Raw genomic sequence first — 14,342 nt, 5'->3', positions numbered from 1 at the left:
GGATAGGCTGCCGGCTTCCGTCGATTGGCTAACGCGCGAGCAAGGACGCCAGCTGTGCAACCTCATCCGGCTGCGGATCCCAAGCCGATGCCACGATGCCGTCCCGGCCCAGAACCGCCGCGATGACGCCTGCGACCTCGTGGCCGCGCCAGGTATCGGAGAGCGCGCCTGCCTTGGGATCGTCGACTGGGCCCCAGGATGCCTCGTTGTCGCCTCGAACATGGCGCAGCCAGGCGGCAAGCGCTGCGAGGATCGCAGGGCATTCGCGGCCGAGGGCACGGTTCTCGGCAAGGGTCTCCAGCCAGCGTTGCGGAACCTTCTGGCTTCCGTCCATGGCGATCTGGATGAGCCGGTGGTTCAGCGCCGGATTGCCGAACCGCTCCAGCAGGGCATCGGCATAGGCATTCAGGTCCTGCCCCGGAGCTGCGGAAATGGTCGGCAGAGCCTCGACCCGCATGAGCCGCTCGATCAGTGGGCGGATGGCCGGGTCCGACACGGCTTCATGGACGAAGGAATGGCCGTGCTCGAGGCCGAGATAGGCCAGCGCGGAGTGAGCGCCATTGAGCATGCGCAGCTTCGCAGCCTCATAGGGCGCGACGTCGGAGACGAGGTCCGCTCCCACGCGCTCCCATCCGGGGTGCGCCCCCGCGAAACGGTCCTCGATCACCCACTGGCTGAACGGCTCCGTCATCACTGCCCCATCGTCTTCCAGGCCGATCGCGGCGGCAACGGCCTTGCGGTCGGCGGCGGTGGTGGCAGGCACGATGCGATCGACCATGGAACAGGGGAAGGTGCATTCGCGCGCCACCCACCGGGCGAGCGCCGGATCCACCTGCGTCAGGTATTCTGCCGTGAGCCGCTCGAGCTGGCGGCCGTTATGGGCAAGGTTGTCGCACGAAAGCAGCGTCAGACCCGGCAGCCCGCTGTCGCGCCGACGGCGCAGACCCGCCTCGAGGAAGGGATAGATGCTCCCCGCATGTGCGAGGAACGGGTCTAGCGAACCGTCCGCAGCGCGGCAGTAGCCTTTTTCGGTGATAGTGAAGGTGACGATGCGGGTCTCGGGGGCGGCAAGGGCGCCGATCACGGCTTCGCCATCCTCGCTCGCGACGATCACGCGCTGCACCGAGCCGACGATCCGCGTGGCATTCCCCTGTGCGGAGCATTCCGTCACCGTGTAGAGCCCATCCTGCGGGTTCATCTGGCGCGCGACGCTCGGGGATCTCAGGGATACGCCAAGGATGCCCCAGTCCGCGTCGCCTGCGGCCATGGCAAGGTCGGTGTACCAGGCCTGGTGGGCCCGGTGGAACGCGCCGATCCCGAAATGGACGATGCCGGCCGCCTGCGCCGCGCGGTCATAGCCGGGGCGCAAGACGCCAGCGGGCACGCCGGGCAGGTTGGCGGACGAGAGACGCGGGCTCACAGCTTGTACGCCTTGCGCACGAGGCCTACGGTCAGATCGTGCGCCAGTTCGGCCGCTTCCCAGTCCTCCAGCCGGTGTTCACTCACCAGCTGCGCAAGGAAGCCGCAGTCGATCCGCCGGGCCACATCGTGGCGGGCGGGGATGGAAAGGAACGCGCGGGTATCGTCGTTGAAGCCCACCGTGTTGTAGAAACCGGCCGTTTCGGTGGTCATGGCGCGGAAGCGGCGCATGCCTTCGGGACTGTCGTGGAACCACCATGCCGGGCCCAGCTTGAGGCACGGGTAGTGCCCAGCCAACGGCGCGAGTTCGCGCGCATAGGTGCTCTCGTCCAGCGTGAAGAGGATGATCGACAGGTTCGGCTCGTTGCCGAAGCGATCCAGCAGGGGCTTGAGGTTCGCGACGAACTCGGTCCGGACCGGGATGTCGGCGCCCTTGTCGCGGCCGAAGCGTTCGAAGATCCCGGCATTGTGGTTGCGGAAGGAGCCGGGATGGATCTGCATGACAAGCCCGTCCTCCACGCTCATGGCTGCCATTTCGGTGAGCATCTGGGCGCGAAACAGCTCGGCGTCCCCGGCCGTGAATTCGCCGGTCGCGACGCGGGCGAACAGCGCCTCGGCCTCGGCAAGCGGAAGGTCTGCCGTGCAGGGCGTCGGGTGGCCATGGTCGGTCGACGTCGCCCCCATGGAGGCGAAGAAGGCGCGGCGCTGGCGGTGTGCCGCAAGGTAGCCGTGCCAGGTCAGGCAGTCTTCCCCGGTGATCTCGGCAAGCCTGCGCAGGTTGTCGCGGAAACCCTCGAACTCGGGGTCGATGACGGGATCGGGGCGATAGGCGGTGATGACACGGCCTTGCCAGCCGCCGACCCGCGCATTCTCTGCACGGATCGCGGCATGGTGCTCCAGCGTGTCGAGCGGGCTTTCGGTCGTGGCGATCACTTCGATGCCATATCGGTCGAAAAGCGCGCGCGGGCGGAACGCGTCGGTCGCCAGCTTCTCGGTGATGGAATCGAAGTAAAGGTCGGAGGTTTCGGCCTCGAGCTGCACGTCGATCCCGAATGCGACCGAGAAGACCCAGTCCAGCCACATGCGCGAGGGGGTGCCGCGGAACAGGTGATAGTTGCGTGCCAGAAGGCGCCAGGCCTCGCGCGGGTCAGCATCGGGGTTGCGGATGCCGAGCGCCTCCAGCGGAACTCCTTGGGAATAGAGCATGCGGAAAACATAATGGTCGGGCTTGAGCAGCAGGTCCGCCGCGTTGCCGAAGCTCTGGTCCGAAGCGAACCAGGCTGGATCGGTGTGCCCGTGCGGGCTGACGATCGGCAATTGCGCCACGCTGTCGTACAGGGCGCGGGCGAGCTTGCGGGTGTCCGGCTCGCTCGGCAGCAGCCGGTCCGGATGAAGATGAAGGGGACGTGCCATGCTGCTGTTCCATTTTCCGAAAGCCGGGTGCGGACGTAATCGCGTCTCCGTTCCGTTCATACCGCGAATTCGCTGCCCTTCAAGTCATCTGACGTATTGCATCAATGAGGTAAGGCCAATAAGGTGCGTCCAGCAAGGCGAGGCACAGCGGGCAGGGGTCCGCGCGCGCTCATGGGAGATCACACGGTGAAGATCACTTCGGCCAAGGTCATCGTGACCTGCCCCGGTCGCAATTTCGTGACCCTCAAGATCATGACGGACCAGGGCGTCTACGGCATCGGCGATGCGACCATGAACGGGCGGGAGAAGGCAGTGGTCTCCTATCTGGAGGACCACGTGATCCCCTGCCTCATCGGCATGGACCCGCGCCGGATCGAGGACATCTGGCAGTACCTCTACAAGGGCGCATACTGGCGGCGCGGCCCCGTCACCATGCGCGCCATCGCGGCGGTCGACGTGGCGCTGTGGGACATCAAGGCCAAGATGGCGAACATGCCGCTCTACCAGCTGCTGGGCGGGCGAAGCCGCGACGGCGTGATGGTCTACGGCCACGCCAATGGCAGCGACATCGCCGAGACGGTGGACGCGGTCGGCCAGTACATCGACATGGGATACAAGGCGATCCGCGCACAGACCGGCGTGCCGGGCATCAAGGACGCCTACGGCGTGGGTCGCGGCAAGCTCTACTACGAGCCCGCCGATGCCGCGCTGCCCTCCGTCACCGGATGGGACACGCGCAAGGCCCTGAACTACGTGCCCAAGATGTTCGACAAGCTGCGCGAGGTCTATGGCTTCGACCATCACCTGCTGCACGACGGACACCATCGTTACACCCCGCAGGAAGCGGCGAACCTTGGCAAGATGCTTGAGCCCTACCAGCTGTTCTGGCTGGAGGACTGTACCCCTGCCGAGAACCAGGAAGCGTTCAAGCTGGTGCGCCAGCACACCGTCACCCCGCTGGCGGTGGGCGAGATATTCAACACGATCTGGGACGCCAAGGACCTGATCCAGAACCAGCTGATCGACTACATCCGCTGCACCATCGTCAGCGCGGGAGGCGTCACGCACTTGCGCCGCATCGCGGACTTCGCCGCGCTCTACCAGATCCGCACCGGAAGCCATGGAGCGACGGACCTTTCCCCCGTCACGATGGGGACGGCGCTGCACTTTGATACGTGGGTTCCCAATTTCGGCATTCAGGAATACATGCGTCACACCGAGGAGACCGACGCGGTCTTCCCGCACGACTACCACTTCGAGAGGGGCGAGCTGTTCTGCGGGGAAACGCCGGGCCACGGCGTCGACATCGACGAGGAACTGGCCGCGAAGTATCCGTACAAGCCCGCTTATCTCCCGGTCGCCCGCCTCGAGGACGGGACGATGTGGAGCTGGTGACGAAAGGCAGGCACTGACATGGCGCGCGTGGTCTGCCTCGGCGAGGCTATGGTGGAGCTGTCCGCCGCTTCGGGGGCATGGAACGTCGGGTTTGGCGGAGATACGCTGAATACCGCCGTCCATCTCGCGCGCGCCGGGCACGACGTCGCCTACATGACCGCGCTTGGGCCTGATCCCTTCAGCACGTCCCTGCGCGATTCATGGGCGCAGGAGGGGATCGACACCTCTCTCGTGCTGACCCATCCGGAGCGCCATGCAGGGCTCTACGCGATCACCACGGATGCGCGGGGAGAGCGCAGCTTCACGTACTGGCGCGAGGCCAGCGCGGCGCGGGCGCTGTTCGAGATCGACGGTGTGGAGGCGGCGGCGGCAATTGCCGAACGGGCCGACCTCCTGTGCTTCTCGCTGATATCGCTTGCCATTCTGCCGCCGCAGGGGCGCGAGGCGCTTCTTCGCCTTGCCCGCCGCGTGCGCGAGTGCGGTGGGCGGGTGGCCTTCGACGGCAACTATCGCCCCCGGCTCTGGCACTCGTTGCAGGAGGCGATGGCGGCACGCGACGAAGCGATCGCGCTGGCCGACATTGGCCTTCCCACCTTCGAGGACGAGGTGCTTCTCGGCGGCGCGGCCTTTCCCGATGCCGTCGCCGACCACTGGCGAGGGCTTGGCTGCGGCGAGGTGATCGTGAAGCTTGGGGCGGCAGGTTGCCTGCTCCCCGACATGTCGCCCTGTCCCGTTCCGCTAAAGCTCAAGCCTGTGGATACGAGCGGGGCGGGTGACGCGTTCAACGGCGGATATCTGGCAACGCGCCTGCGCGGAGCGGAGCCGGCCGCCGCGGCGCTGGCGGGCCATGCCCTTGCCGGCTGGACGGTCATGCGCGCGGGAGCGATCCCCAAGCTCGACGGCCATGCACCGTACGCCGATCCGCGCTGCTGAGACGCTTTGGCAAAGTGGTAAGACGTCTTGCGGATTCGCACCGCCTGTGACATTCATGCGGCATGGCGGAACGCTTGAAGCTTTACCAGCGCGTGGCGCAAGAGATCGAGCAGGGCATCAGGACCGGGCAGTACGCCGTCGGCAGCCGCCTTCCTGCGGAGCGCGATCTTGCCGAGAAGTTCGAGGTGAGCCGGCCCACGATCCGCGAGGCGATGATCGCGCTGGAAATCCGGGCCCTGGTCGAAGTGCGCCATGGTTCGGGCGTCTACGTCGCTGAGAACCTGCCGGTCGATCGCCTTCCGGCGGAACTCAACGTGGGCGCCTTCGAACTGATCGAGGCCCGCCTGATGTTCGAAGGAGAGGCGGCGGCGCTGGCAGCGACCGTCATGAGCGACGAGGAAGTGGCGAACATCGGCGCCATCCTCGAGCGTATGGAAGGGCTCGATCCCGCATCGGCGGAAGAGCTTGCGCTCGACCGGCAGTTCCACATGGCCATCGCCGAAGGCACGCAGAGCTCGCTGGTGGCCCAGGCCATCGAGCATCTGTGGGACCTTCGCGAGCAGTCTCCGCTTTGCCGTCACATGTTCGAGCAGGCGCGCCGGGTGGGGATCAATCCACGGCCGGACGAACATCGCCAGGTCTTCGAGGCACTCAAGGCGCGCGACGGTGAACGGGCCCGGGCCGCCATGCGCGGACATCTCATGCGCGTGTCGGAGGATCTGCTGGCCGTGACCGAGCTGGAGCTGATAGAAAAGGCCAAGCGCGAGATCGGCGAGAAGCGCAGGCGCATCGTCGGCGCTCCCCTTTCCGCCAGGCTACCGGCCTGATTGCGGGCGGAACGGCGCGAACAGGCGTTCGCCCCTGAACGCCGCCGTCCAGAGCCTGTTCGCCCGCCGGACTGACGGAATGCCTTGATCTCGGGGCGAATACACCGCAAGCGGTGCCTCCCCCGTTGTTCAATCCGGCAGATCAATGCAAGTCAGTTCCAGTCGCGTTGCTTCCACCTCGAAACGGGGTTTCGATCCCCGCTCCGCGTTCGGCCTTGCGGTTGCGGTGCTGTTCTTCATTGCCAGCGGCACGGTCGCTTACATGAACGTGCGCACGCTGCGGGACGATTCCCAGCGGATCATGCATTCGCACGAAGTGATCGTGGCCATGAACGATCTCCTTTCGTCCGTGCAGGACGCCGAGACCGGACAGCGCGGCTTCCTGCTGACCGGCAAGGATCGCTATCTCGATCCCTACAATGCCGCGGTGGCCGACGTGGATGCCCGGTTCAACGCGATCGCGGCGCTGACGCGCGACAACCCGGACCAGCAGCAGCGCCTTGAGCCGCTGCGCCATCATATCGACGCCAAGCTCGCGGAACTGCGCGAGACCATCCAGACGCGCCGCACCAGCGGCGTCACTGCCGCCCTCGCCATCGTCGAGACGGATCGCGGCAAGATCGAGATGGACGAAGTTCGCCAGAAGCTCCTCGAAATGCGCCAGGAAGAAGCGCGCCTCAGGGCCGTGCGCATCGGGGAAATGGAGGCGGCGTATCAGTCCGCATGGGTCAGCGGCCTGCTCTCGTGTCTCCTCGGCGTCGCGCTCACGCTGGTGATCGGACTGCTGATCCGCCGCGCGACGGTGGCCGCCGAGCGGCAACAGTGGGTGCAGGCGGGACAGGTGGAACTGGGCGCCGCCATGCTGGGGGACCTCAACACCGACGAGCTGGGCGAGAACGCGCTGGCTTTCCTGGTGCGCTTCACCGGCGCGCAGGCCGGCGCCATCTTCGCCGCGGAAGGCGGACACTACCGTCGCGTCGCGTCCTACGGCGTCCCGGCGGATGCGCAGCTGGTAGAACGGTTCTCGCTCAAGCAGGGGCTCCTGGGACAGGTGGCCGCCGATGGTCAGCCGGTGCTCCTGGCCGACATTCCCGATGGCTATCTAACCATCGGATCGACGTTCGGCAGCGACAAGCCGCGCCACCTCCTGATCGCCCCGGCCTTTGCCGACCAGAACGTGCAGGCCGTCGTCGAACTCGGCTTCCTGCAGCCCGTCGACGATCAGGTGCTGTCCTTCCTGGCCGAGGTGTCGACCGCGCTTGGCGTTGCCATACGGTCCGCCCGCTACCGCGCACAGCTTCAGCACCACGCCGAGGAACTGCAGGTCCAGAGCGAGGAACTGCGCGTATCGAACGAGGAACTGGAAGAGCAGGGGCGCGCCCTCAAGGAGTCGCAGGCCAACCTCGAACAGCAGCAGGTCGAACTGGAGCAGACCAATTCGCAGCTGGAGGAGCAGGCACAGCTGCTCGAGAACCAGCGCGACGATCTCGCCCGCTCGAACGCGGCGGTCGAACTGAAGGCGCGCGAGCTGGAGCAGGCCAGCCGCTACAAGTCCGACTTCCTCGCCAACATGAGCCACGAGCTGCGAACGCCGCTCAACTCGTTGCTGATTCTCTCGAAGCTTCTGGGCGACAACCGGGGCGAGAACCTTTCCGACGAGCAGATACAGTACGCCCGCACCATCGAATCCGCGGGCAACGATCTGCTGGCGCTCATCAACGACATTCTCGACCTCTCGAAGATCGAGGCGGGCCATCTGCAGGTCCGTCCCGAAGCTTTCCTGGTCGAGCGTCTGGCCGGCGACCTGCGGCAGGTGTTCCAGCCGGTCGCTGCGAGCCGCGGGCTGGAGTTCGCGATCGCCATCGATCCGGCCTGCGCGAATACGATCGAAACCGATCGCCAGCGTCTTGAGCAGATCCTCAAGAACCTGCTTTCCAACGCCTTCAAGTTCACCGAGGAAGGCAGCGTCAGCCTGGCGATCGAACCGGACGGGGAAGACCGGCTGCTGATCTCGGTGACGGACACGGGCATCGGCATTCCGGAAGAACAGCAGCAGGCGATCTTCGAGGCGTTCCGGCAGGCCGACGGCACCGTCAGCCGCAAGTACGGCGGCACCGGGCTCGGCCTCTCGATCTCGCGCGAGCTTGCCCGGCTTCTTGGCGGTTCGATCAGCCTCACCAGCGTCGCGGGCCAGGGCAGCCGCTTCACGTTGTCGCTGCCCGTCGTCTACGATCCGGGCGAGATCAAGGCGCGTCCGGAACCGGTGGCGACCGTTCCCGCCAGCGCGCCCGCACCGGCCGCGCCCGCGCCCGCCCCTCGGCCCTTGCCGATCCCGCGCCAGGTCGAGGATGACCGCGACACGCTGATGCCGAGCCAGCGCGTGCTGCTGGTGGTGGAAGACGACGCGGTCTTCGCGGGCATCGTACGCGACATTTCGCGCGAGATGGGCTTCCAGTGCCTCGTCACCGGCACTGCCGAGGAGGCATTGCAACTCGCGCGCACGTTCAAGCCCCATGCCGTGGTGCTCGACGTCGGGCTGCCGGACCAGTCGGGCCTTGCGCTGCTCGACCGGCTCAAGCGCGATGTGGAGACCCGGCATATCCCGGTCCATGTCGTCTCGGGCAGCGATCATACCCAGACCGCGCTGGCGCTCGGCGCCATCGGGTACCTGGTCAAGCCGGTGAAGCGCGAGGAGCTGGCGGGCGTGCTGGACGCTCTGGCAAGCAAGCTTTCGTCCTCCAGCCGCCGAGTGCTCATCGTCGAGGACGACGACGTGCAGCGCGACGCGGTGGGCCGCCTGCTGGCCTCGGGCGACGTGGAGACGGTCGGCGTCGCGACGGCGGCCGAGTGTCTGGAGCAGCTGCGCACGCAGACGTTCGACTGCATGGTGCTCGATCTCAACCTTCCGGATGCGAGCGGTTTCAGCCTGCTGGAAACGCTCAGCGAGGAGGGGACCTATGCGTTCCCGCCGGTGATCGTCTACACCGGGCACGACCTTTCGCCCGAGGACGAGCAGCGCCTGCGCCGCTATTCCGATTCCATCATCATCAAGGGGGCCCGCTCTCCGGAACGGCTGTTGGACGAGGTTTCGCTGTTCCTGCATCAGGTGGTCACCGAAATGCCGCCCGAGCAGCAGACGATGATCCGCCAGGCCCGCAACCGTGACGCCATCCTCGAAGGGCGGCGCATCCTGGTGGTGGAGGACGACGTGCGCAACGTCTTCTCGCTCACCAACATCCTCGAGCCGCAGGGTGCGCTCGTGGAGATCGCCCGCAACGGTCAGGAGGCGCTCGACGTGCTGGAGCGCGCGGCGGGCGACGAGGGCAAGCGCATCGATCTCGTGCTGATGGACGTCATGATGCCGGTGATGGATGGCCTTACTGCCACGCGCATCATCCGCCAGGACCCGCGCTGGTCGAAGCTGCCGGTCATCACGCTTACGGCCAAGGCCATGCCGGACGATCAGGAACGCTGCATCGAGGCGGGCGCGAACGACTACATGGCCAAACCCCTGGACGTGGACAAGCTGCTCAGCCTCGTCCGCGTCTGGATGCCGCGCTGACCTGCCATGGAAGAGGAGAAGATCGAGGATATCGAGATCCGCCTCCTGCTGGAGGCCCTGTACCGGCGTTATCACTACGACTTCCGGAACTATGCGCAGGCCTCGATCAAGCGGCGGTTGCGCCAGGCGCGCGAGCGCCTTGGCCTGCGCACTTTCTCGGCGATGCAGGACAAGCTGCTGCACGATCCGGCCGCCGCCGCCCGCGTGCTGCGGTTCCTGACCGTGCAGGTCTCCGATCTCTTCCGCGACCCCGGCTATTTCCGCGCGATGCGCGAGAAGGTGGTGCCGCACCTTCGCACCTACCCCTCGCTAAAGGTATGGATCGCAGGGTGCAGTGCCGGAGAGGAACTGCACTCCTTCGCCATCCTGTTCCGCGAGGAGGGGCTCGAGGATCGCACCCTGTTCTACGCGACCGACATCAATCAGGAAGCCTTGGAGACCGCAGCGCGCGGGATCTATCCGCTGGAACGGATCGCCGCATTTACCCAGAACTACCGTCAGGCGGGCGGCAAGGCTTCCCTTTCGGACTATTACACAACCGGTTATGGGGGCGCGGTGTTCGACAAGTCCCTGCGCGAACGGGTGGTATTCTCCGATCATAGCCTCGTCACCGATGCGGTCTTCTCCGAGATGCAGCTGATCTCGTGCCGCAACGTGATGATCTACTTCGACAAGCCGCTGCAGGACCGGGCCGTGGGCCTGTTCCGGGACTCGCTGGCGCGGGGCGGGTTCCTTGGCCTTGGTTCCAAGGAGAACCTGCGGTTTTCCGCGCATGCCAGCGCTTTCACCGAGTTCGTGCGCGAGGAAAAGATCTACCAGCGAGGCAAGGGTTGATCGCCGCCGAGGCCCGTGCCGTGGCGATCGGAGCGTCCGCCGGGGCAATCCAGGCCCTGCTCCAGATCCTTCCCGTCCTGCCGGCGGACTATCCCCTGCCGGTGCTGGTGGTGGTGCACCTGCCGCCCGGTCGCCGGAGCGAGCTGGTCACGCTTTTCGCCGCGAAGTGCAAGCTGCGCGTAGCCGAAGGCGAAGACAAGGATCCGATCGCCCCCGGCACGGTCACGTTCGCTCCGCCTGACTACCACATGCTGGTGGAAGCAGGCGGCACGGTATCGCTCTCGCGCGATGAAGCCGTGTTCTTCTCCCGTCCCTCCATCGACGTATTGTTCGAAAGCGCGGCGGATGCTTATGGTCCCGGGCTCGTCGGCGTGGTGCTGACGGGGGCCAACGAGGACGGCGCGCGCGGCCTTGTCGCCGTGGCCGAAGCAGGAGGCGTGACGATCGTGCAGGATCCGGCGACCGCCTATGCCCGCGCAATGCCGGAAGCGGCGCTGGCGAAGTGCCGGCAGGCGCAGGTGCTTTCCATCAAGGACATCGCCGCAGCCCTTCTCGAAGTTGGGCAGCCATGATGAGCGCGCGCCCCGATGCGCCCGAGCCGGTGCATGTCCTGCTGGTCGACGACCTGCCCGCGAACCTGCTCGCGCTAGAGGCCTTGTTGCGGCAGGACGACGTCGTGCTGCTCAAGGCGACGACGGGCGAGGAAGCGCTCGAACTGCTGCTGCGCCACGATGTCGCTCTCGCCCTTCTGGACGTGCAGATGCCGGGCATGGACGGCTTCGAACTTGCCGAACTGATGCGCGGGAACGAGCGGACGTGCCATGTTCCGATCATCTTCGTGACGGCGGGAAGTTCGGACACGCAGCGCAGGTTCCGGGGCTACGATGCAGGCGCGGTGGACTTCATCGCCAAGCCGATCGAGGCCCATGTGCTGCGCAGCAAGGCGGCGGTGTTCTTCGACCTCTATCGCCAGCGACGGCAGATCGCCTCGCAGCGCGACGAACTGGCCGCGATCACCACGGCGCTGCGCCAGGCGGACCGTGCCAAGGACCAGTTCCTGGCAGTGCTGGCGCACGAGCTGCGCAACCCCGTGGCGGCGCTGATGAGCGGGCTCGATCTCCTGAACCGCCCGCGTGAACCGGAGCAGGCGGAGGAAATCCGCCGCCAGATGGAGCGCATGCTGTTCCATCTCGCCCGATTGGTCGAGGACCTGCTGGATGTCTCGCGCATCAGCGAGGGCAAGGTCTCGCTGAAGACCACGCGGGTGGAGTTGAAGCAGATCGTGCTTTCGGCGGTGGAAGGCGTGCGCCACACGCTGGACGCGTCCCGCCACACGCTCCATCTAGACCTGCCGGAGGAGGAAGTCTGGCTTGAGGCGGACTACACCAGGCTGGCCCAGGTCGTTGCGAACCTGCTCACGAACGCTGCCAAGTATACGCCTGCCGGCGGCCGGATCGAGCTTGCCGCGCGCGTGAGCGGCGCCATGGTGGAGATCACCATTTCGGACAATGGCGTGGGCATCCCCCCGGCCATGCAGTCGCAGATCTTCGAGATCTTCACGCAAGTCGAAGATCATCGCGCGCGGGCGCAAGGCGGGCTCGGCATCGGCCTTGCGCTGGTGAAGCGGCTCGTCGCCCTGCACGGCGGGACGATTGCCGTGGCAAGCGCGGGTCCGGGCCGGGGAAGCACGTTCACGGTGCGCCTGCCGCTGGGGGCTGCGCAGGGCTGAGGCTCAGCCCGCCGCCGCTCTCGCGCCAAGGGTCAGGACGATGACCGCGCACGGGGCTCCGATCACCGCAAGCCAGATCCACGCGCGAAGCACGCTGCGCGCGTGGAACACCCACATGGCGGCGATAGCAAATACCGCGAAGCTGGCGATGGTCGTGCCGGTCGCCGCCTCGACGGGATCGGCGCCCATGCGGATGAGCAGCACGGACGTGGCTGCGGTCAGCAGCCCGGTCAGCGCGAAGGCGCCCAGCGTTGCCCCGACGATGCGCGAGACGAGGGAGACGCCCTGCGTGCTGATGGCCCTCATGGCCTTGCCCCCCAGCGCTGGATACGCTCGCGGTTGGTGTTTGCGGCCACGGTGGCGATGCCTGCCACGGTCAGCCAGCCGAACCAGGCCAGCGTGCCTTCCAGCCAGCCAAGGCCTGCGACCGATACCAGGAAGGCGAGCCCTAGCAGCGTGAAGCCCCCGGCGCGAAGGTTTCGCGATGCCGCGGCGGGCAGTTTGCGGCGAAGCCAGTCGTGCTGGTGCTTGCTCATGGCGACGAGCAGCAGGGCCAGTCCGGCAAGGTTCAGGAGCAGGGCGGGGATGTGCATCATGCGAAGGCGCCCCTGGCCTCGCGCGGCGTGCGGCGAGGAGGCACTTTCGCGCGCCGCGTCAGCACCCGCCAGGCGGCGAAGGCGAACAGGGCAGCGGTGGCCAGCATGGAAAGATCAAACGCGGCGAAGAGCAGGTCGCCGCGCATCAGGCTGGCGACGAGGCCGCGCGGCGTGGTCAGCGCGTTGATCACGGGCACGGCCGCGAACAGCGCCGCGCAGGCGGAGAGGCCTTCGACCCAGCCCCTGCGCGCCGGGCGAGCCATGGCCCAGACGAGCACGCCGCCCCAGACCATGAACAGGCTGTTGATCTCCCAGTCGGCGCGCTGTTCCAGATCATGCGGCAGCAGCCGGTTGGCGAGGAAGTAGGCGGCGATGCCCGCCGGCGTACCGGTGATGACGGCGATGTTGAGTCGCTCGGCCAGCCAGAAGCCGAAGTACGGGCGATCCGGGTCGGGCAGGCGGGTGCGCCGCTTGACCGTCCACAGCACGAGGCCGGTGCCGACCATCACCGTGCCGAAAAGGCCGGAGACGAAATAGAGCAGGCGCAGCCCCCAGCCGGAAAACCGCCCGGCATGCAGGTCGATCATCACGCGCTGCGTGGTGGTGGCCCCGCCGGCGGCGGGCGGAACGGCAAGCACCTTGCCGGTCACCGCGTCGAGGTGCACCGAGCCGCGCGCTCCACCGAACTCGTCGTACTGGGGATAGGCATCGAGCGTCGCGCCCGCGCTGCCGGGGTTGTTAACCGTGACATAGCCGGCCTTGTAGCCGGGAACGGCATGGTTCACGCGCGAGACGAGGTCGCGCAGCGGCATGACGGGCGCCGGTCCGCTGCTCACCTCGGCTGCCGGAGCGGAGGGGAAGGCAGCCTTGTAGTACGCCTGCTCGGATGGGAAGCTGGCGCTGATCGCCCAGGGGAACAGCGTGAACAGCAGCGAGACCAGTCCCGTGTAGGTGATCATGAGGTAAAACGGCAGCGCCATCACGGCCGTCACGTTGTGCGCGTCGAGCCACGAGCGCTGACCCTTGCCGAAGCGCAGGAGGAAGAAGTCGGCGAAGATCTTCTTGTGCGTGATGATGCCGCTGACGATGGCGACCAGCATGGCCAGCGCGGCGAGGCTGACGAGGTAGCGCGCCCACATCACCGGCATGTAGTGGAGGTCGAAATGCATGCGGTAGAGGAAGAATCCTCCGCGCGTGTCCCGGGGTGCCGTTTCAGCGCCGGTCTGCGGATCCAGCATGACTTGCGTGCGGTCACCCCAGGCCGCGCCGGGCTTTGCCCATGACACGGTGAAGCCATCCCCGCCCCGCCCGTCGGGGATCGCGATGGTCCACGAACCCGCGCCCTGCGCGCGCTGGCGCAGGATGGCGTCTGCCCCGTCGAGCGCGCGGGCGGATACGGGCCCGCTCTCGATCTCCGGGCGCATCCAGTGCGAGATTTCCTGCTGATAATAGGCGATGGTGCCGAACAGGAAGATCACGAAGAGAAACCATCCGGGAAGCAATCCCGTCCAGGTGTGCAGGCAGGCCATCGACTGGCGGAACGTGGACTTCATGGGGCACCCCGAAGGTGCTGACCGCGCGCAGGGGCGGCTGCTCGTGGCAGCGCGCGCGAATCCCGTCCCGCACCTGTGCTT

At 66.8% G+C, this 14,342-nt stretch carries 12 protein-coding genes; 7 read left to right on the top strand and 5 right to left on the bottom strand.

From position 1 onward, the window contains the following. Positions 1–28: 28 nt before the first annotated feature. The gene (locus tag GR702_RS12190; RefSeq protein ID WP_337192599.1) at positions 29–1,420 is read right to left on the bottom strand and encodes a mannitol dehydrogenase family protein; all 1,392 of its coding nucleotides are present in this window, start codon (positions 1,418–1,420) and stop codon (positions 29–31) included. Further along, complete coding sequence (gene uxaC, locus GR702_RS12185; RefSeq protein WP_160986167.1) at positions 1,417–2,832, bottom strand: glucuronate isomerase; 1,416 nt, start codon at positions 2,830–2,832, stop codon at positions 1,417–1,419. Before uxaC ends, GR702_RS12190 begins: the two co-directional genes overlap by 4 nt. Before the next feature lie 186 nt (positions 2,833–3,018). On the opposite strand from uxaC, the gene manD reads away from it, so the two are divergent. The 7 genes from manD to GR702_RS12150 all read left to right on the top strand — a co-directional run bounded on the left by manD (position 3,019) and on the right by GR702_RS12150 (position 12,112). Then, positions 3,019–4,227, top strand: coding sequence for a D-mannonate dehydratase ManD (gene manD, locus GR702_RS12180; protein WP_160986166.1), 1,209 nt, complete (start codon positions 3,019–3,021; stop codon positions 4,225–4,227). An 18-nt stretch (positions 4,228–4,245) separates the two neighbouring features. Next, positions 4,246–5,160: a sugar kinase gene (locus tag GR702_RS12175; RefSeq protein ID WP_160986165.1), complete on the top strand. Its 915-nt coding sequence runs from the start codon at positions 4,246–4,248 to the stop codon at positions 5,158–5,160. A 62-nt stretch (positions 5,161–5,222) separates the two neighbouring features. Further along, the gene (locus GR702_RS12170; RefSeq protein ID WP_160986164.1) at positions 5,223–5,987 is read left to right on the top strand and encodes a FadR/GntR family transcriptional regulator; all 765 of its coding nucleotides are present in this window, start codon (positions 5,223–5,225) and stop codon (positions 5,985–5,987) included. A 145-nt stretch (positions 5,988–6,132) separates the two neighbouring features. Further along, positions 6,133–9,549, top strand: a complete 3,417-nt coding sequence (locus GR702_RS12165; RefSeq protein WP_160986163.1) for a response regulator — start codon at positions 6,133–6,135, stop codon at positions 9,547–9,549. A gap of 6 nt (positions 9,550–9,555) precedes the next feature. Continuing rightward, on the top strand, positions 9,556–10,383 hold the full coding sequence (locus tag GR702_RS12160; protein WP_160986162.1) for a CheR family methyltransferase: 828 nt from the start codon (positions 9,556–9,558) through the stop codon (positions 10,381–10,383). Next, positions 10,380–10,955: a chemotaxis protein CheB gene (locus GR702_RS12155; RefSeq protein ID WP_160986161.1), complete on the top strand. Its 576-nt coding sequence runs from the start codon at positions 10,380–10,382 to the stop codon at positions 10,953–10,955. Before GR702_RS12160 ends, GR702_RS12155 begins: the two co-directional genes overlap by 4 nt. Continuing rightward, entirely contained in the window at positions 10,955–12,112 is a 1,158-nt protein-coding gene (locus GR702_RS12150; protein ID WP_337192598.1) for a hybrid sensor histidine kinase/response regulator, read from the top strand. The genes GR702_RS12155 and GR702_RS12150 overlap by 1 nt, the downstream gene beginning before the upstream one ends. A 3-nt stretch (positions 12,113–12,115) precedes the next feature. Here the strand turns inward: GR702_RS12150 and GR702_RS12145 are convergent, their stop codons facing one another. The 3 genes from GR702_RS12145 to GR702_RS12135 are packed head-to-tail and all read right to left on the bottom strand — an operon-like array spanning position 12,116 to position 14,261. Then, positions 12,116–12,418: a hypothetical protein gene (locus GR702_RS12145; protein WP_160986159.1), complete on the bottom strand. Its 303-nt coding sequence runs from the start codon at positions 12,416–12,418 to the stop codon at positions 12,116–12,118. Then, a complete protein-coding gene (locus tag GR702_RS12140) occupies positions 12,415–12,708 on the bottom strand; it encodes a DUF3325 family protein (RefSeq protein WP_160986158.1) in 294 nt (97 codons plus the stop codon). Before GR702_RS12140 ends, GR702_RS12145 begins: the two co-directional genes overlap by 4 nt. After that, positions 12,705–14,261 (bottom strand): PepSY-associated TM helix domain-containing protein, encoded by a 1,557-nt coding sequence (locus tag GR702_RS12135; protein ID WP_160986157.1) that lies wholly within the window; start codon positions 14,259–14,261, stop codon positions 12,705–12,707. The genes GR702_RS12140 and GR702_RS12135 overlap by 4 nt, the downstream gene beginning before the upstream one ends. Positions 14,262–14,342: the final 81 nt, after the last annotated feature.

Origin of the sequence: Novosphingobium silvae (genome assembly GCF_009856825.1) — a bacterium.
GTDB classification, from domain to species: domain Bacteria; phylum Pseudomonadota; class Alphaproteobacteria; order Sphingomonadales; family Sphingomonadaceae; genus Novosphingobium; species Novosphingobium silvae.
The sequence above is the reverse complement of the archived record's forward strand: the minus strand, read 5'-3'. Positions and strand labels throughout refer to the sequence as shown.